Here is a 17,417-nt window from a genome sequence, read left to right on the forward strand (position 1 = left end):
TCTAAAGTGGCAAACGGCTCATCGGTCATTAATCGCCGATCTCCTTTAAAATGGGCGGGCGGCAAAAAGCGGATAATTGAGGAAATTAAAGCTAACTTACCGTTAAAAGGTAAGCAGCGTTTGATTGAGCCTTTTGTCGGCGGTGGCTCGGTATTTTTAAATATTGATTTCGATGAATATTTGCTACTTGATGTAAATAAAGATCTTATTAATTTATTTAATATTCTGAAAGATGCCCCTAAAGAGTTCATTCGTGAAGCTGAGTTTTTGTTTATTGGCGATCATAATGAAGAAGCGCGTTACTATCAGCTGCGTGACGAGTTTAATGACACCTTAGATCCATACAGACGTTCATTACTATTTATCTATTTGAATCGCCACGGTTATAACGGTTTATGTCGTTACAATCAAAAAGGTGGTTTTAATGTGCCGTTTGGGCGATACAAGCATCCTTACTATCCAAGAGAAGAGTTATTACAGTTTGCCAATGTGGCCAAGCGTGCAACATTTGTTTGTAATGATTTCGAGCATGCTTTCAGTCAAGCTGGTAATCATGATGTTGTTTATTGCGATCCGCCTTACTCGCCGATAAATCGCACTTCTAGCTTTACCGCTTATGCTGGCAATAAATTTACAGATGAAGATCAGGCTCGTTTGGTAGAATGTGCTATGGCAGCTAAACAGCGCGGCGTCTCAACGCTTATCTCTAATCACTATGTTGATTTCACTAAGCAGCTTTATCGTAATGCAGATAAAATTACGACTTTGCAAGTTCAGAGAAACATCAGTTGTAAAGGCAGTGTACGTAGTAAGATTGAAGAAGTGATGGCGCTGTATAAGGGATGATCACCCCGTAATAATGCCAACAAGCCAGATTAGAGCTACCACTAAAATAAAGACGAATACGATTGAAATCAGCGTGAATGAAATAAAGAGGTGTTTGTTTGAAAAATCTTGGTGGCGCTTATTTTGGCTTTGCACACCGAACATCGCTGCTAAAACACTTTGGATCATGCTTAGCAGCTTAGTCATAATTTAAAATCTTGAAGTGAAGCTATCTGCACTGCTCTCTGAATCATCAGAACCTAACAATAGCTCTAATAAATCTAGGTAATGAAACTGAGCACTGCTACTTCTACCTGTTAACCAAGCATACCAGCTTGTATGTGCTTCAAGCTTGCATTGTTCGAACGCAGAGCTGTTAACTTGCACTGTATTTGTACTACATGAACATGTGCTACTTGCAACTTCTTCGTTGTAATCAACAGAATAAACTCCCGCTGATAATGTAACGACAGCAGTCACTATAAGCATCCGTGTTTTAAGCCGACTAAACATGTGTAACCCCACCCAACAGTTATCCATTAATGATACACCGCTCCTGTTCAGAAAACAAACATTGATGACGTAAAACTTTGTGCGAAAATTGCCATTTTTGAAATCATTAAGTGCAAAACGATTTAATCTCCTTTGATAAATAGTCAGGGTCAATAAAACTTGGGTACAGAGCATGAAATGCGGTAAAGTAGCGCGGACAACCGAAGTATCAATTAAAGAGAGTTTACCGTGCAAAAACAACCTCAATATCTTATTGCCCCTTCTATTTTATCTGCAGACTTCGCAAGGCTTGGTGAAGACGTAGAGCGTGTTATTCAATCAGGTGCCGATATCGTGCACTTTGATGTTATGGACAATCACTATGTGCCTAACCTAACGTTTGGCCCAATGGTGTGTAAGGCATTACGTGATTATGGTATTGATGCGCCAATTGATGTGCACTTAATGGTAAAGCCGGTAGATGCACTTATTCCTGAATTTGCAAAAGCGGGTGCGAGTATTATCACCTTCCATCCTGAAGCCAGTGAGCACATTGATAGAAGCATATCTTTAATCAAAGAACATGGCTGTCAGGCGGGTTTAGTATTTAACCCTGCCACTCCATTACATTATTTAGATTATGTGATGGATAAGTTGGATGTGATTTTACTTATGTCGGTAAACCCTGGTTTCGGTGGGCAAAGTTTTATTCCACAAACATTAGACAAACTAAAACAAGTTCGTGAGCGTATTGACGCATCGGGTCGTGATATTCGTTTAGAAATCGACGGTGGTGTGAAAGTTGAAAATATCGCAGAAATTGCCGCTGCGGGTGCAGATATGTTTGTCGCTGGCTCAGCTATTTTTAATCAACCTGATTATGCCCAAGTCATTTCGCAAATGCGTGAAGAGCTAGCGAAGGTTTCACGATGAAATATCAAGGTGTGCTATTTGATTTAGATGGCACTTTAGTCGACAGTGCCCAAGATATGTATATGGCGCTGAATTTAACCTTGACTGAAGTGGCGTTTCCAATCGTAAGTTATGGGCAAGTAACCACTTGGGTCGGTAATGGCATTGAAATGCTCGTGAAGCGGGCATTGAGCGGTGACATGGAAGTAAATCCAGAGTTACCCCCTCGCTTAGTCACCGATTCGGTCGCGAGATTCAAAAGCCATTACCAGCAACTTGCGGGTGACTATGTCGCGCTTTATCAACATGTTGAAACAGGCTTAGCAGCAACAGCGCATTTACCAAAAGCCATTGTAACCAATAAAGATCGCGTGTTTACAGAGCAGCTTTTAGAAAAGTTAAACCTAGCTTCGCACTTTAAAGTATTAGTATGCGGTGATGATGGTGAGAAAAAACCGTCACCTTCGCCGCTTTTAAAAGCCTGTGAGGCACTTAATGTTACGCCAGATAAGGTAATCATGATTGGAGACTCTAAAAGCGATATCATTGCCGCAAAAAATGCAGAAATAGATGTGCTCGCGTTGACTTATGGTTACAATCAAGGATTCGACTTAAAAGAGCTTGAACCTGAGTACCTATGCGACGGGTTCTTAGATATAATCCCAATTATTAACCAGCAATAAATCAGTAAATTTAATAAAGGAACAACATGACTAAACCAGTAGTGTTAAGTGGCATTCAGCCAACCGGTGGTATGACGATAGGCAATTATGTAGGCGCCATTAACCAGTGGCTTAAGTTACAACAAGATCATGATTGTTTCTTTATGCTGGTAGATTTGCACGCGATCACAGTTCGCCAAGATCCTAAAATGCTGCGTGAGCGTGTATTAGATGGTGTGGCACTTTATGCTGCTTGTGGCATTGACCCTGAAAAGTCAGCTCTGTTCGTACAGTCTCAAGTACCAGAGCATGCACAGTTGTCATGGGTACTTAACTGTTATGCGCAAATGGGTGAATTAAACCGCATGACGCAGTTTAAAGATAAATCTTCAAAGCATTCAAATAATGTCAACGTCGGTTTATTCTCATACCCAGTGTTACAAGCTGCAGATATTTTATTATATCAAGCAGACCAAGTACCTGTAGGTGAAGACCAAAAACAGCATCTTGAGTTAACTCGTGATATCGCAACACGCTTCAATAACTTATACGGTGACGTATTCAAAGTACCAGAACCTTACATCCCTGAACTTGGCGCGCGCGTGATGAGCTTGCAAGATCCGCTGAAGAAGATGTCAAAGTCAGATGAAAATCCGAATGCGTACATCATGCTGTTAGATGAGCCTAAGAAAATCGAGAAGAAGCTGAAAAAAGCAGTCACTGACTCAGACGAGCAAGCGCGTATTTATTTCGATCGCGATGAAAAGCCGGGTGTATCAAATTTACTGACTTTACTCTCAGTGGCAACTAAGCGTTCGATTGAAGACTTAGTGCCAGAATACGCTGACAAAATGTATGGTCACTTGAAGAAAGACACAGCAGAAGCTGTGGTAAATATGATCGAACCAATCCAAGCGCGTTTTAAAGAAATTCGTGAAGATCAAACTTTGTTAGACAACATTATGCGTAATGGTGCTGAAAAAGCAGGCGCACGCGCAGAGAAAACACTTAAAGCGGTTTATGACGCGGTTGGCTTCATACCTCGTCCATAATTGGATTTTATAATTTAGGCCAGGCTTTTACGCCTGGCTTTTTTATGGAAATTTCTATGTTATTAATGATCGATAATTACGACTCGTTTACCTATAACCTAGTGCAGTATTTCCAACGCTTAGATCAAGACGTTGTAGTAAAACGGAACGATGAGTTGAGTATTGCTGATATTCGAGCACTCAACCCTGAGCACATTGTTATTTCACCAGGTCCTTGCAGTCCAAATGAGGCTGGAATTTCTTTATCTGTTGTTGAGCAGTTAAAAGGGCAGTTTCCAATACTGGGGATTTGTCTAGGTCATCAAACGATTGCACAAGCATTGGGTGCACAAGTGGTCAGAGCCCGAGAAGTCATGCATGGTAAAACCTCGCAAATTCGCCATGCTAATAAAGGGGCGTTTCAAGGCTTGCCAGACCCTTTAACTGTATGCCGCTATCACTCACTGATTGTTGCAAAAGAGCGTTTGCCTGAAGACCTTGAAATCACGGCATGGACAGAGAATGCCACGCAACAAGTGGATGAAATTATGGGCTTATGCCATACTGAAATGGCCTTAGAAGGAGTGCAGTTTCACCCTGAAGCGATACTCACAGAGCAAGGTTTGGCATTGTTAAATAACTTTATTCGCCGCTTTTCTAAGTAAAAGCAAAGCTTTAATAGGATTCAATAGAACGCTCAATGACTGAACAATCTCGGCAATTAAGGACGGCAATCGCACTTAATGAACGTGCGCACGATCTGTTTATTAGCCATAACTTTGCACAAATGCAAATGGGGTATATTCATACTCTTGAGATCAATTATGGTGAAAAGATACCGCAACGCACTATGCTTGAGGTCGAAATCGCCGCGGCTGCCAAACGAAAAGAAAGTAGCACTAGCCATCATAAGTACATTGCCAAAGCCAGTAATCACTTACATCAAATTATTGAGACATCAATTCAACAGCAAATGGATGATATTGATAATATCTACCATGAAATTGTTGGCATTCAGGACGCGGTACCGACTGTTTTAGATATTCTGGGTGTGAAGTCAGCGTCGGTTGGGCGACTAGAACCATTGGTTAATGAATTAACTTGGTTAGGCAGAGATCTGGTTTCCTTAGTTAATTTACCGCAATATCGTAAGCAAAGCGCAAAAGGTGTCACAGTCAAAGTGGATACGCCTGCACTGGCTCTCCGCTATCTTGGGCTTGAAAATTTACAAATGGTGATACCTACTTTTGCTATGCGTCACTGGATGCCACACGATACATCGCCATTTCCTTTGTTAAAGCGCAAACTCCGTGACCATAGTATGACTATGGCGATTGCGGCAAAGCATTTAGCTGAATTGAACGGTGTCAAAGAGCAGCATGCTTTTACGCTAGGTATGTTATTAGATGTAGGTAAAGTTGCTTTAACGCGCTTGTATCTAAGAACGTTTGAAAAGGTATGGCAAGAAAAGGTGCGTATTGCCCGTGATAAAAGCCATAAAGACCTGCATTCTGCATTATTAGAATTATCACCAGATCCACTGTTTTTAAGAGGCTTACTGCTTAATCACTCGGCAAACCTATCGGCTAAATTGATTGACAAAATGGCGTTCAGGTATTTGCCATTTATGGCACCGATGGAAGAGTTTGCAGCTAATTATTTACCTCAGTCGCATAGTCAGTCAGCCGACTATTTACCCCTAAGTCAGGTATTACGTAAGGCTCATGGCTATAGTTTGTATATGATCCTCAAAGACAATCAGTTTATTGAAAAGGATGAAGCAGCTCATTGGTTTGCCCATTTAGGGTTAACAAAAGAGGAACTAACTACGCTAGCAAAATGTAACTTTAACAGTTTACAGCTAACAATTTTGTAAAATTTAAGATTTTTTTTGCGACTATTCATTCAAGCCACTAATTAACTCGATTAGTGGCTTTTCCTTTTCTAAACAGACAAATCAACGTCAGACATTTAAATAGTTATTCACTCACTATGAAAAACTATCCCAAACCCTTGAATATCAAGGGCTCTATGAAAGTTTTAAATGAGACTTTAAGGCTTTTTTCTGAAATAATGGGTGAATGAAATTTGTGCCATATGGCTATTTTTAGCCATAAACTAGCAACACTGAGTGCTAGTTTTAGCGCACCTAACTCAACTTTATGGGGATAGAAAATGACTATTAATCGTGAATTATTCGATCAGGTAATGGTACCTAATTATGCACCTTCAGCAGTTATTCCAGTTCGAGGCGAAGGCTCTCGCGTTTGGGATCAAGAAGGCCGTGAGTTTATCGACTTTGCAGGTGGTATCGCTGTTAACTGTTTAGGTCACTGTCACCCAGCATTAGTCAATGCGCTTAAAGAGCAAGGTGAAAAAATCTGGCACCTATCAAATGTAATGACAAACGAACCAGCATTGCGTTTAGCTAAAAAATTAACAGACGCAACATTTGCAGAGAAAGTTTACTTTGCAAACTCAGGTGCAGAAGCGAACGAAGCTGCACTTAAACTAGCACGTCGTTTTGCACTAGATAACTTCGGCGCTGAAAAATCACAAATCATCTCATTCAATAAAGGCTTCCACGGTCGTACTTTCTTCACCGTAACTGTGGGTGGTCAAGCTGCTTATTCTGATGGTTTCGGTCCTAAGCCGGGTGATATCGTACATTGTGACTATAACGATTTAGCGGCATTCGAAGCGTTAATTTCTGACAATACATGTGCTGTGATGATGGAACCACTGCAAGGTGAAGGTGGTATCGTATCTCCAGAAGCAGATTTCGTGAAAGGTGTTCGCGAACTATGTACTAAGCACAATGCACTGCTTATTTTTGATGAAGTACAAACAGGTGTTGGTCGTACTGGTGACCTATACGCTTATCAAGGTTTAGGTGTAACGCCTGACATTTTAACAACTGCAAAAGCGCTAGGCGGTGGCTTCCCAATCGGTGCGATGATCACAACGACTGAAATCGCGAAGCACTTAAAGATTGGTACACACGGTTCTACTTATGGTGGTAACCCATTAGCTTGTGCTGTTGCAGAAGCGGCATTCGATACGGTAAATGATGAAGCTGTATTAAACGGTGTTAAAGAGAAAGAAGCACTATTCCGCGAACTACTTACTGCAATTAATGACAAGTACAACGTATTCAGCGAAATTCGTGGTAAAGGTCTATTATTAGGTGGTGTTGTAAACGAAACATACAAAGGCCGCGCGAAAGAGTTTTTAGTAGCAGGCACTAAAGAAGGTGTGATGTCACTTGTGGCAGGCGCTGATGTTGTTCGCTTCACGCCATCATTGGTTATTCCTGAAGCGGATATCCGTGAAGGTATGGCTCGTTTCGAAAAAGCAGTTGCTGCAGTTGTAGCTGCAAACGCTTAATTCCTTGAGTGGCCAAGCTTGCTTGGCCTGGTCTACCGTCAAGTTAACTTTTTAGGAGTAAGCGGACTCATGATGATCCTTCGCCCAATCCAGCAAAGCGACTATCCAGCGCTTTTAAAAATTGCCCATGAATCAGGTCATGGCTTTACTTCATTACCTAATAATGAAGAGCTATTACAAAGCAAAATCGAACGCTCTGAAGCGTCTTTCAAAAAAGAAACGGATGTCCCTTTTGATGAAGGCTATTTGTTTGTTTTAGAAGACACTGACACTGGCGAAGTAGTGGGTACCAGCGCGATTGAAGCGGCTGTTGGTTTAGATGATGCGTTCTATCATTACCATCTAAGTAAGGTGATCCACTCATCACGCACCTTAAATGTTTATAAAGCGGTTGATATTCTGACTCTGTGTAACGACTACACGGGTGCCACTGAGCTATGTACTCTGTTCTTGAAAGAAGGGCATCGTAGAGGCTTTAATGGCAAGTTATTGTCAAAGTCGCGTTTTATGTTTATCAAACAGCATCAGCAGCGCTTTGCTGATACGGTTATTGCAGAAATGCGTGGTGTATCAGATGAAAATGGTCAAAGTCCATTCTGGCAATGGCTTGAAGAGCACTTCTTCTCAATGGATTTCCCAACGGCGGATTACCTAACAGGTATCGGTCAGAAGGTGTTCATTGCTGAGCTTATGCCAAAATACCCAATTTATGTGAATCTGCTAAGTAAAGACGCACAAGAAGTGATTGGCCAAGTACACGACAACACGCGTCCTGCGATTGAGCTGCTTAAGAGCGAAGGTTTTACCTTTAACGGCTATGTAGATATTTTTGACGCAGGTCCAACGGTTGAAGCAAAAGTTGATAACATTCGCACTGTACGTTCATCAAGCTTTAGAACAGTATCAATAGGTGATAACCCTGGTGGTTCCCCTGTGATGATTGCTAATGATAAACTGGAAGGGTATCGTGCAACCGTTGCTGAGCTTCAGATTGATGACAATACTGATACCGTCGTTATCTCAGCAGAGTTGGCAAACGCATTGAATTTAGTGGATGGTGACAAAGTCAGCATCGCAACTATATAAAAATAGAGATTTATTATGACAACACATGCCGCACAATTTATTAATGGTGAATGGTTAGCAGGTCAAGGTGAGGCATTCTCATCACTGAACCCAGCAAACAACGAAGTTATTTGGCAAGCAAACTCAGCAACAGCTGAGCAAGTTGATACAGCTGTAAAGTCAGCGCGTGAAGCTTTTTATAGCTGGGGCGATATGACATTTGAAGCGCGTTTAGAGATTGTTAAGCGTTTTGCTGAGCAGTTAAAAGAAAACAGCGAAGAGCTGGCAATTGCGATTGCGAAAGAAACAGGTAAGCCACTATGGGAAACGCGAACAGAAGCGGGTGCTATGGTTGGTAAAATTGCCATTTCAGAAAAAGCATACCATGAACGTACTGGTGTAGTTGAAAATGCAATGCCAGTTGGCCGCGCGGTTATTCGCCATAAAGCACACGGTGTTGTAGCTGTATTTGGCCCATATAACTTCCCTGGTCACTTACCAAACGGTCATATCGTGCCTGCACTTTTAGCAGGTAACACAGTTATCTTTAAGCCGTCAGAACTAACACCTTATGTTGCTGAGCTTACGCTTAAGCTTTGGGAAAAAGCAGGCCTTCCAGCAGGCGTGATCAACCTAGTACAAGGTGAAGTAGATACAGGTAAAGCACTTGCTTCTCACCGTGGTATTGATGGTTTGTTCTTTACTGGCTCTTCTCGCACAGGTCATATCCTTCACGAGCAGTTTGCTGGTCAGCCGGGTAAAATCCTAGCGCTAGAAATGGGTGGTAATAACCCATTAATCGTAAAAGATGCGTCTGATACGAAAGCGGTTGTTCACGACATCATTCAATCGGCATTTATCTCAAGCGGTCAACGTTGTACGTGTGCGCGTAAGTTATTCTTACCTGCAGGCGAGCAGGGTGATGCGATCCTTGAGCACCTAGTACGTGCAACAAAAGCAATCAAAGTGGGTAACTTTGATGATGAAGACCAGCCATTTATGGGCTCTATGATCTCGAATCAAGCGGCTGCAGGTATGGTTGCAGCGCAGCAGCAACTGATTGATTTAGGTGCTGAGGCTATCATCGAGCTTACACATAAAGAAGGTACAGGCTTTGTAACACCTGGTATCCTTGAGTGTTCAAATGTCACTGATTTCCCAGATGATGAGCATTTCGGTCCATTATTAAAAGTATTCCGTTACACAGACTTTGATGCAGCAATCGAAAAAGCGAACGATACGAGCTTTGGCTTATCAGCAGGTCTACTAAGTGACAATGCTGAAGATTACGACCACTTCTTACGTCGTATTCGTGCTGGTATTGTAAACTTTAACCGTCCAATCACAGGCGCATCAAGTGCAGCACCATTCGGTGGTATTGGTGCGTCAGGTAACCACAGAGCAAGTGCATACTATGCCGCTGATTATTGTGCTTACCCGGTAGCCTCTGTTGAATTAGAAAAAGTGACTTTACCAGGTGCATTAAGCCCAGGTTTATCAATCGACTAATTCGCACTCTCTATCTATTTAGATAGAATAAAAGTATTAAAAAAAGCAGCTTAGGCTGCTTTTTTTTCATCCGTTAGCTGTAAAAGTAGCAATGCATGTAAGTTTCTGCTTAAATCAATAGGAGATGCTTTGAGAGTTTCAGGTGGACAAACTATGGTATTAGATAAACAGGGCTATGATGAGTTAGTTATGTACTTAACCCACAATTTAACCTTGTTTGAAAAGCCTGGTGAGATAGAGCCAGGTGCACCAAGGGTGATGGAGTTAATTGAAGATGTCATCGCTGAGTACGTGATTAAAATTTGTGAGCAAAACACAGATTTATCAACTGAACAACGTAGTTTAATCGTGCGTGAGGTAGACGGTATCGTCTATGACTTACAAGAAGTCTTATCCAGCGTGACTGAACAACGAGTGACAAAAGAGCAACGAGAATTTATAGAAGAGTTTGCTGGTTTAGTTAAAAACTTATTCGATGCAGCAATCTAAAAAAATTGCAGTCTCAAACAGTTTATTGCATTTTATAACACCGCCGCTTTCAGGCGGTGTTTGTATTTATAGAGGTTAAAAATGGAAGCAAATATTAAGTGGGTTGATGGCGATACCTTTATTGGCCGTTCACAGTCTGGTCATAATGTGGTGTTTGATACTGGTGCAGATGGTGCAGCTCCAAGCCCAATGGAAATGGTGTTAATGTCAGCAGGCTGTTGTTCCTCGGTAGACGTGGTGAGCATTCTTAAAAAAGCAAAACAACAATTTGAGAATGTTGAAGTTAAGTTGACCGCAGAGCGTGCAGAGAGCGCACCTAGAGTTTTCACTAAAATGAATCTACACTTTGTAGTTACCGGTAAAGAAGTGTCTGAAAAGCACCTTGCTCGCGCTGTTCAATTATCTGCTGAAAAGTATTGTTCTGTGGCCTTAATGCTTGATAAAACAGTAGAAATCACTCATAGCCATGAAGTAATTGACAGTACAGTAAAATAACCCTTTTTCAGTGCGGATTTTTCGTATAAAATCCGCCCTCTTTGAGTTCTGCGTTGCAGATTTATTGTTTAAAGGTTGAGTATAGTGAACAAGCCCTTTGATAAAATTAAGCTCCACGGCTTTAATAACTTAACTAAAAGTTTAAGCTTTAGTATCTACGACATTTGTTACGCGAAGACGGAGCAACAGCGTAAAGAATATTTAGAGTATATCGACGAGCAATATAGTGCGGATCGTTTAACGGATATTCTAAAAGAAGTAGTAGATATCATTGGTGCAAATGTTCTGAACATTGCTCGCCAAGATTATGATCCGCAAGGTGCAAGTGTAACGATTCTTGTGTCTGAAGAGCCTGTTGAGCAGCAGACATTTGATAGCAACGAAACACCAGGACCACTTCCTGAGTCTGTGGTTGCACACTTAGATAAGAGCCACATTTGTGTTCACACTTATCCTGAAGCGCACCCTAATGATGGTATTTGTACGTTCCGTGCAGACATCGAAGTATCAACCTGTGGTGTTATTTCGCCACTTAAAGCGTTGAACTTCTTAATCCACTCTTTAGAGTCTGATGTTGTAACTATCGACTACCGTGTACGTGGCTTTACCCGCGATATCACTGGTGTAAAACACTACATCGATCATGCAATTCATTCTATTCAGAATTACATGACTGAAGACACCAAAGAAGCGTATCACATGGTGGATGTAAATGTTTTCCAAGAAAACTTATTCCACACTAAAATGATGCTGAAAGAGACTGATCTAAATACCTATTTATTTGGGATCAGTACAGACGATATGAGTGAAGATGAAGAGAAAGAAATCCGCGCGAAAGTGGAGCGTGAAATCCAAGAAGTCTTCTATGGCCGTAACCTGCCAGAGTTAAGCTAATTTCTCATAAAAAAGAAAAGCGCACATTTTCCAATGTGCGCTTTTTTATGTCTCAATCTTAGAGATAAAAAACACCCCGTACTCTATGTTATACCAATTCACTTAAATAGCTGACCATCCTAGCGGGCTAAATATCATGCTAACTGCGTTAGGATTTATCAATGTAGAACAACTACATAAGAAAAATTCCGCCTTGTTACCATTTCATTTATCCAGCGCTATCCCTGATCACATACTTAACAGAATTGGTATTACGGGGTTTTACATTTATAGCTCGTATTTAAACGTTAATCCTACAAGGCGAGGCTCGCCATACTGGTAGTAGGAAGTTGGATTATCTTCGTACGCTGTTTTATAGCTAGTGCTACCAATTGGATTGTTATCAAAGAAAAAGCCGCGAACAGGCACATCTCTATCTGCTAGGTTTCTACCCCAAGCAGTCAGTGACCAGTTATCTCTGTGATAGCTAACGCTGGCATTAATCAAATTTTGATTAGATGCTTGGTCGTTATGACTATCTGAGAAGTAATAGCTATCTTTGCCTTCAAAACCAAGTTGTGCTTCTAAGTTATCTGTTAGTGCATAGTTAAAGCTAAACGCATATTGATATTTAGGCGCTTGGGCTTGCGCTCTTCCATGCTGGTCGATGCCGTCAGAGGTTGTGAAGCCTTTAATTTTCGAGCGTAAGTAGCCAAAGCTATAGTTTAGTGCAAGGCGCTCTGTGTACTGTTTTGTACCTTCTACTTCAAAACCATAATTCTTGCCTGAGCTAGCATTATCTAAATATCCTGCGAATTGTTGGTCTTGAACTTGCCATTGCTTTAATTGCATATCATCACGTTTCATGAAGAAAGCAGTCACGCGCAGGGTATGGCTTTTATCTTCTGATTGGCCTTTGACACCAAATTCGGCATTCCATAAATATTCAGGAGCAAAAGTATAGTTCTCTGGCTGAATATTAAGGTTTTTATCTTTAGCTTTCGCGAGCGCTTCGCCGTTTACACCACCGATTTTGTAGCCACGAGATAGACTTGTGTAGATCATAGTGCGAGGGACAACTTGATACTCTAGCGCAACTTTACCACCTAGCATGGTTTTATCGGTTGTTTCAGCAAAACCATTATTGTCTTTGTAGTCAGCCTCATAGCTTTCTGCACGTAAACCAGTGATCAGTTCTACATCTTTTGCAATTGATGTAATTTTTTGACCATAAAGCGCAGTATTACGAATATCGAAACTTGAATGAAAATCTTGAGATTGCCAAGTATAAGCACGAGTAAGGTCTACATCGCGACGCTCAGAATACAGACCAACAACCCAATCATCTTGCTTAGAGCTAATTTGCAGGTCGAATGTGCCTTTTTCAGTGTCACGCGCATAGCTGTCTGTAGAGCTATAACCCCAAGGGTGAAGACCTGCTGCACATAAGTTTGCTTGGTTGGCGTTATTACATACCCAATCTTCATCATAGCTATACAGAGAGTCTGCTTGCAGGCCCGTTGCTGTTGCTGTGATATTTACCGTTTCAAAGCCGGTGTAATTTGCAGTTAAAGAGAAAGCATCGCTTTCTAGGTTATCCTGACCCGGTTCATCAGCAACACTGTTGCGGCTATTATCAAGCGTGAATGTGTCATAACCGTTTTCGATATTGATGTGGTGTACAGCAAGTGAAGTATTGAAGTTATCGTTCCACTCATTGCTCAGCTTTAATCTTAAAGCTTGCTCATCTTGTTCTTGGGTTGGGCGATTTAGATATAGGTTATCGGTATAACCATCTGATTTACGTTGGAACGCGCTAACGCGAATTGCAGAGCTATCAGTTAAGCCAGTACCGGCCGCAATGCCAGCTTCGTAGCTATTGTGGTTACCAACACCTAATTTCACTTTTAATGATTTATCTTGGTTAGGCGCAGTGGTTTGCATATCAATCATACCTGCCATGGCATCAGCGCCATAACGTGTACCTTGTGGGCCGCGATAAACCGCCACTTGCTCAACATCGAATAATAATGCACTGCCACCCAGGCCTGAGTAGTTAATACCATCGATAAGTAAACCCACGCTTGGTTGAATAGGGTCTTGGAATTGTGAGCGAAGACCAACGCCACGGATCTGCACATAACGGCCGCGCGACGCGCCTGCTGCGAAGTTCACATTAGCCGTTGAATTTAAAATCTCATCTAAATAGCTTGCACCGCGTTGCGTAATTTCTAGTTCACCCAACACACTGGCACTGGCGCTTAAGGTTTGAATGCTTTCTTTTTTAAAGTCACCGGTGACTTCAATTACTTCAAGGGGGCTTTGTTCTGCAACCGCATTGGCGGCAAATAAAGGCAGCATAGCTGCATATAACAGAGAGAATTTTGCTTTCATGATCAGATTATTCCGTTTTAGTTACCCGTTATTCTAACAAATCAGGCCATACAGAGAAGCTAAACTATGTTTAATTATGTTATAACAGCGGTCAACATCACCGAGTTAATAGAGGATTAAATGAGTTTTCAAGTTGAGTTTAAAGTGCGCGACTATGAGTGCGACTTGCAAGGTATCGTCAACAACAGTGTCTATTTCAATTATCTAGAGCATGCACGCCATGAGTTTTTGGCAGCTAAAAATATCGATTTTGCCCAACTTGCCAGAGATAAGGTGAATTTAGTGGTGATCCGCTCAGAGATGAATTACAAAGATTCTTTAAAGCCGGGCGATGCGTTTTACGTTGAAGTTGAAGTAGAGCGTTTAAGCCGATTGAAATTCGCCTTTAATCAAAAGGTGATCCGCGCAGCAGATAATAAATTGATGCTGGATGCGGTCGTAACAGGCACGTCAGTGAATGAAAAAGGTCGCCCGTTTGTGCCTGAGCAACTTGAGCAGTTATTTACATAAAAAATAAAGCCCTAAACATAGGAAGCCTTGCATGAAAAATAAGTTATCTACTTTAGCCATTGTTTTGGGCTTATCGGGCTCTGCTATTTTATCGGGTTGTACCATGGTGTGGGACGACCCAAATAGCCTAAACCCTTTCTCTGAAAAGACACTACCACAGGGTCATTGGCAATTAAGTCAGATTGATAAAGTTGCGCAAATTAGTAGTGAGATGCGCATTCAGCTTGTTGAAGATAACCAAATTATGGGCCACACCGGATGCAACCGTTTCTTTGGCAAAACCCGCATTCAAGACAATCAGCTGTATGTTGAACAAATCGGCATGACAAAAATGCTCTGCTCCGATGAGCTCGATAAACAAGAGCGTATGCTACTGAATATGTTAGAAATCGGTGTGCCTTTTACGGTGTCAGATAAGGCGCTAATACTAAATGGTAAGCCAGTCCTACACTTTAAACGTTTAGATGGTCTTGAATAAGCCGTTGTTTATGAAGTAGACTGCACCCAATTCGTTACTTGTCGGAGTGCCTTCGGGCTGAGATCGCATTATTTGCGGGATCCGTGAACCTGATCAGGTTAAAACCTGCGTAGGGAACAAGCTGCCTTGCAAGCAAATATCTTTGCTGGCTGCAAAAAGCTAATATGCGTCGTGCATGCATTTGGCTCGGACCAATTGGGCTAACCCCCATCTCTCTCCATCTGGAGATCTGACAAGACACCTTAACTAACCATGAGGCAAGTCATGTCAAACAATAGTAGCAAGCCAAGCCGTCGCGAAACCCGTGCCGCGGCATCAGAATATATTTATAACCTTACTGGCCAACCGTTTCCAAATTCTAAAAAAGTCTATGTAGAAGGTGAGCAAGCGGGCGTACGTGTAGGTATGCGCGAAATCACTTTAAGCGACAGCTTTATTGGTGGTACAGAAGAAAACCCTGTTTTTGAAAAAAATGAACCAGTCCGTGTTTATGATACGTCTGGCCCTTACACTGAGCCGGGTTTTGAGCTAAATGTGCGTAAAGGCTTACCTAAGTACCGTGAACAGTGGATCTTAGATCGTGACGACACAGAAGTGCTTGAATCCGTAACGTCTAAGTTCTCGCAGCAGCGTATGGCGGATGAAGGTCTTGACCATATTCGTTTTGAAAACCTGCCTAAAATTCGCCGTGCTAAAAAAGGTAAAAACGTGACGCAAATGCACTATGCGCGTCAGGGCATTATCACTCCAGAAATGGAATTCGTAGCCATTCGTGAAAACATGGGGCGTGAAAAAATCCGTGAAGAGTTATTAGCGCAACAGCACAAAGGCGAGTCGTTTGGTGCTGAAATTCCAGAGTTCATCACCCCAGAGTTTGTTCGTTCAGAAGTGGCACGTGGTCGAGCTATCATTCCTAACAACATCAATCACCCAGAATCAGAGCCAATGATTGTTGGCCGTAACTTCTTAGTAAAAGTGAACGCCAACATTGGTAACTCATCGGTTACCTCTTCAATTGAAGAAGAAGTTGAGAAGCTAGTATGGTCAACGCGTTGGGGTGCAGATACGGTAATGGACCTGTCTACAGGCCGTTATATTCACGAAACGCGTGAATGGGTTGTACGTAACTCACCTGTGCCAATCGGCACTGTACCAATCTACCAAGCACTTGAGAAAGTAAATGGTGTTGCTGAAGACCTAACATGGGAAATTTTCCGCGATACGCTGATTGAACAAGCAGAGCAGGGTGTGGATTACTTCACGATCCACGCTGGTGTATTACTTCGATACGTACCAATGACGGCAAAACGTGTCACCGGTATTGTATCGCGTGGTGGCTCAATCATGGCGAAGTGGTGTTTAGCGCACCATAAAGAAAACTTCTTATACACACATTTCGAAGACATCTGTGAGATCATGAAGCAGTACGACGTATGTTTCTCACTGGGTGATGGTTTACGTCCGGGCTCAATTGCAGATGCCAACGATGAAGCACAATTATCAGAGTTACGCACTTTAGGTGAACTGACGAAGATTGCTTGGGAGCATGACGTTCAGGTGTTTATCGAAGGTCCAGGTCACGTGCCAATGCATATGATCAAAGAAAACATGGACGAGCAATTAGAGCATTGCCATGAAGCGCCTTTCTATACCCTTGGCCCATTAACGACCGATATTGCACCGGGTTATGACCATATTACTTCTGGTATCGGTGCTGCGCAGATCGCTTGGTATGGTACGGCCATGCTGTGTTATGTAACGCCAAAAGAGCACTTAGGTCTTCCAAACAAAGAAGACGTAAAAGAAGGCCTTATCACATACAAAATTGCAGCACACGCTGCCGATTTAGCGAAAGGTCACCCTGGTGCACAAATTCGTGATAACGCGCTATCGAAAGCGCGTTTTGAGTTCCGTTGGCACGACCAATTCAATCTAGGTTTAGATCCTGAACGTGCACTTGAATATCACGACGAAACGCTACCGCAAGAGTCGGGTAAAGTGGCACACTTCTGCTCTATGTGTGGTCCTAAGTTCTGTTCAATGAAGATCACTCAAGAAGTACGTGACTACGCGAAAGACCTAGAAGCACAAGGTGTTGATATTTCTGATAACAACGCAATTAAGATCAAGATGATCGATGTTGAAGCTGAAATGAAAGCCAAGTCTGAAGAGTTTAAACAAACAGGCTCTGAGCTATATCACAAAGCGATTTAGCAAGTTATGCCATGCTTCGCGCATGGCATTGTTTTTTAGACCTGAGATGATTGCGTCTTAGGTCTTAACCTTCGGGTTTTT

Annotated in this window: 18 protein-coding genes and 1 riboswitch; of the genes, 15 read left to right on the forward strand and 3 right to left on the reverse strand. The window is 42.1% G+C overall.

Translation table 11 applies throughout. The features are described 5' to 3' along the window. The first annotated feature begins 6 nt into the window (after positions 1-6). Positions 7-846 carry a Dam family site-specific DNA-(adenine-N6)-methyltransferase gene (locus ACH784_RS01405; protein WP_404392891.1) on the forward strand — a complete coding sequence of 280 codons (840 nt, stop codon included), beginning with the start codon at positions 7-9 and terminating at the stop codon, positions 844-846. On the opposite strand, the gene ACH784_RS01410 is transcribed toward ACH784_RS01405, so the two are convergent. Then, positions 847-1,032: a DUF2970 domain-containing protein gene (locus tag ACH784_RS01410; RefSeq protein WP_404392893.1), complete on the reverse strand. Its 186-nt coding sequence runs from the start codon at positions 1,030-1,032 to the stop codon at positions 847-849. Positions 1,033-1,035: 3 nt separating this feature from the next. Then, on the reverse strand, positions 1,036-1,338 hold the full coding sequence (locus ACH784_RS01415) for a hypothetical protein (RefSeq protein ID WP_404392895.1): 303 nt from the start codon (positions 1,336-1,338) through the stop codon (positions 1,036-1,038). Between the two features lie 228 nt (positions 1,339-1,566). On the opposite strand from ACH784_RS01415, the gene rpe reads away from it, so the two are divergent. The 11 genes from rpe to speD all read left to right on the forward strand — a co-directional run bounded on the left by rpe (position 1,567) and on the right by speD (position 11,761). Continuing rightward, on the forward strand, positions 1,567-2,250 hold the full coding sequence (gene rpe / locus ACH784_RS01420; protein WP_404392897.1) for a ribulose-phosphate 3-epimerase: 684 nt from the start codon (positions 1,567-1,569) through the stop codon (positions 2,248-2,250). Continuing rightward, complete coding sequence (locus ACH784_RS01425) at positions 2,247-2,912, forward strand: HAD-IA family hydrolase (RefSeq protein WP_404392899.1); 666 nt, start codon at positions 2,247-2,249, stop codon at positions 2,910-2,912. The genes rpe and ACH784_RS01425 overlap by 4 nt, the downstream gene beginning before the upstream one ends. A 26-nt stretch (positions 2,913-2,938) precedes the next feature. Continuing rightward, positions 2,939-3,943 carry a tryptophan--tRNA ligase gene (gene trpS / locus ACH784_RS01430; RefSeq protein ID WP_404392901.1) on the forward strand — a complete coding sequence of 335 codons (1,005 nt, stop codon included), beginning with the start codon at positions 2,939-2,941 and terminating at the stop codon, positions 3,941-3,943. Between the two features lie 56 nt (positions 3,944-3,999). Beyond that, positions 4,000-4,587: an anthranilate synthase component II gene (locus ACH784_RS01435; RefSeq protein WP_404392903.1), complete on the forward strand. Its 588-nt coding sequence runs from the start codon at positions 4,000-4,002 to the stop codon at positions 4,585-4,587. Positions 4,588-4,622: 35 nt separating this feature from the next. Continuing rightward, on the forward strand, positions 4,623-5,798 hold the full coding sequence (locus ACH784_RS01440) for an HDOD domain-containing protein (protein ID WP_404392905.1): 1,176 nt from the start codon (positions 4,623-4,625) through the stop codon (positions 5,796-5,798). Between the two features lie 299 nt (positions 5,799-6,097). Beyond that, complete coding sequence (locus ACH784_RS01445) at positions 6,098-7,309, forward strand: aspartate aminotransferase family protein (RefSeq protein ID WP_404392907.1); 1,212 nt, start codon at positions 6,098-6,100, stop codon at positions 7,307-7,309. Between the two features lie 69 nt (positions 7,310-7,378). After that, complete coding sequence (gene astA, locus ACH784_RS01450) at positions 7,379-8,395, forward strand: arginine N-succinyltransferase (protein WP_404392909.1); 1,017 nt, start codon at positions 7,379-7,381, stop codon at positions 8,393-8,395. Between the two features lie 15 nt (positions 8,396-8,410). Beyond that, positions 8,411-9,883, forward strand: coding sequence for a succinylglutamate-semialdehyde dehydrogenase (gene astD / locus ACH784_RS01455; protein WP_404392911.1), 1,473 nt, complete (start codon positions 8,411-8,413; stop codon positions 9,881-9,883). 153 nt (positions 9,884-10,036) lie between these two features. Further along, complete coding sequence (locus tag ACH784_RS01460) at positions 10,037-10,372, forward strand: DUF3802 family protein (RefSeq protein ID WP_404395148.1); 336 nt, start codon at positions 10,037-10,039, stop codon at positions 10,370-10,372. Between the two features lie 81 nt (positions 10,373-10,453). After that, positions 10,454-10,867 carry an OsmC family protein gene (locus ACH784_RS01465; protein WP_404392913.1) on the forward strand — a complete coding sequence of 138 codons (414 nt, stop codon included), beginning with the start codon at positions 10,454-10,456 and terminating at the stop codon, positions 10,865-10,867. Positions 10,868-10,951: 84 nt separating this feature from the next. Next, on the forward strand, positions 10,952-11,761 hold the full coding sequence (gene speD / locus ACH784_RS01470) for an adenosylmethionine decarboxylase (RefSeq protein ID WP_404392915.1): 810 nt from the start codon (positions 10,952-10,954) through the stop codon (positions 11,759-11,761). 267 nt (positions 11,762-12,028) lie between these two features. Here speD and ACH784_RS01475 read toward each other — a convergent pair whose 3' ends face one another. After that, the gene (locus tag ACH784_RS01475; protein WP_404392917.1) at positions 12,029-14,134 is read right to left on the reverse strand and encodes a TonB-dependent receptor; all 2,106 of its coding nucleotides are present in this window, start codon (positions 14,132-14,134) and stop codon (positions 12,029-12,031) included. 120 nt (positions 14,135-14,254) lie between these two features. Here ACH784_RS01475 and ACH784_RS01480 point away from each other — a divergent pair, with 120 nt between their 5' ends. The 3 genes from ACH784_RS01480 (at position 14,255) to thiC (ending at position 17,336) form a co-directional block, all read left to right on the forward strand. Further along, positions 14,255-14,644 carry an acyl-CoA thioesterase gene (locus tag ACH784_RS01480; protein ID WP_404392919.1) on the forward strand — a complete coding sequence of 130 codons (390 nt, stop codon included), beginning with the start codon at positions 14,255-14,257 and terminating at the stop codon, positions 14,642-14,644. Positions 14,645-14,675: 31 nt separating this feature from the next. Continuing rightward, on the forward strand, positions 14,676-15,122 hold the full coding sequence (locus tag ACH784_RS01485) for an META domain-containing protein (protein WP_404392921.1): 447 nt from the start codon (positions 14,676-14,678) through the stop codon (positions 15,120-15,122). A gap of 32 nt (positions 15,123-15,154) precedes the next feature. Beyond that, positions 15,155-15,255, forward strand: a riboswitch (TPP riboswitch). A 131-nt stretch (positions 15,256-15,386) separates the two neighbouring features. After that, positions 15,387-17,336: a phosphomethylpyrimidine synthase ThiC gene (gene thiC / locus ACH784_RS01490; RefSeq protein ID WP_404392923.1), complete on the forward strand. Its 1,950-nt coding sequence runs from the start codon at positions 15,387-15,389 to the stop codon at positions 17,334-17,336. Positions 17,337-17,417: the final 81 nt, after the last annotated feature.

It is taken from the genome of Pseudoalteromonas phenolica (assembly GCF_044788725.1).
In the GTDB taxonomy this organism is placed as follows: Bacteria; Pseudomonadota; Gammaproteobacteria; order Enterobacterales; family Alteromonadaceae; genus Pseudoalteromonas; species Pseudoalteromonas phenolica_C.

Excerpts from the sequence above, each read along its gene's own strand:
- ACH784_RS01475 (WP_404392917.1), bottom strand. The coding sequence starts at position 14,134 with ATGAAAGCAAAATTCTCTCTGTTATATGCAGCTATGCTGCCTTTATTT.
- astA (WP_404392909.1), top strand. The coding sequence starts at position 7,379 with ATGATGATCCTTCGCCCAATCCAGCAAAGCGACTATCCAGCGCTTTTA.
- ACH784_RS01410 (WP_404392893.1), bottom strand. The coding sequence starts at position 1,032 with ATGACTAAGCTGCTAAGCATGATCCAAAGTGTTTTAGCAGCGATGTTC.
- trpS (WP_404392901.1), top strand. The coding sequence starts at position 2,939 with ATGACTAAACCAGTAGTGTTAAGTGGCATTCAGCCAACCGGTGGTATG.
- ACH784_RS01445 (WP_404392907.1), top strand. The coding sequence starts at position 6,098 with ATGACTATTAATCGTGAATTATTCGATCAGGTAATGGTACCTAATTAT.
- ACH784_RS01460 (WP_404395148.1), top strand. The coding sequence starts at position 10,037 with ATGGTATTAGATAAACAGGGCTATGATGAGTTAGTTATGTACTTAACC.
- ACH784_RS01480 (WP_404392919.1), top strand. The coding sequence starts at position 14,255 with ATGAGTTTTCAAGTTGAGTTTAAAGTGCGCGACTATGAGTGCGACTTG.
- thiC (WP_404392923.1), top strand. The coding sequence starts at position 15,387 with ATGTCAAACAATAGTAGCAAGCCAAGCCGTCGCGAAACCCGTGCCGCG.
- ACH784_RS01435 (WP_404392903.1), top strand. The coding sequence starts at position 4,000 with ATGTTATTAATGATCGATAATTACGACTCGTTTACCTATAACCTAGTG.
- ACH784_RS01440 (WP_404392905.1), top strand. The coding sequence starts at position 4,623 with ATGACTGAACAATCTCGGCAATTAAGGACGGCAATCGCACTTAATGAA.
- ACH784_RS01465 (WP_404392913.1), top strand. The coding sequence starts at position 10,454 with ATGGAAGCAAATATTAAGTGGGTTGATGGCGATACCTTTATTGGCCGT.
- ACH784_RS01485 (WP_404392921.1), top strand. The coding sequence starts at position 14,676 with ATGAAAAATAAGTTATCTACTTTAGCCATTGTTTTGGGCTTATCGGGC.
- astD (WP_404392911.1), top strand. The coding sequence starts at position 8,411 with ATGACAACACATGCCGCACAATTTATTAATGGTGAATGGTTAGCAGGT.
- ACH784_RS01415 (WP_404392895.1), bottom strand. The coding sequence starts at position 1,338 with ATGTTTAGTCGGCTTAAAACACGGATGCTTATAGTGACTGCTGTCGTT.
- ACH784_RS01425 (WP_404392899.1), top strand. The coding sequence starts at position 2,247 with ATGAAATATCAAGGTGTGCTATTTGATTTAGATGGCACTTTAGTCGAC.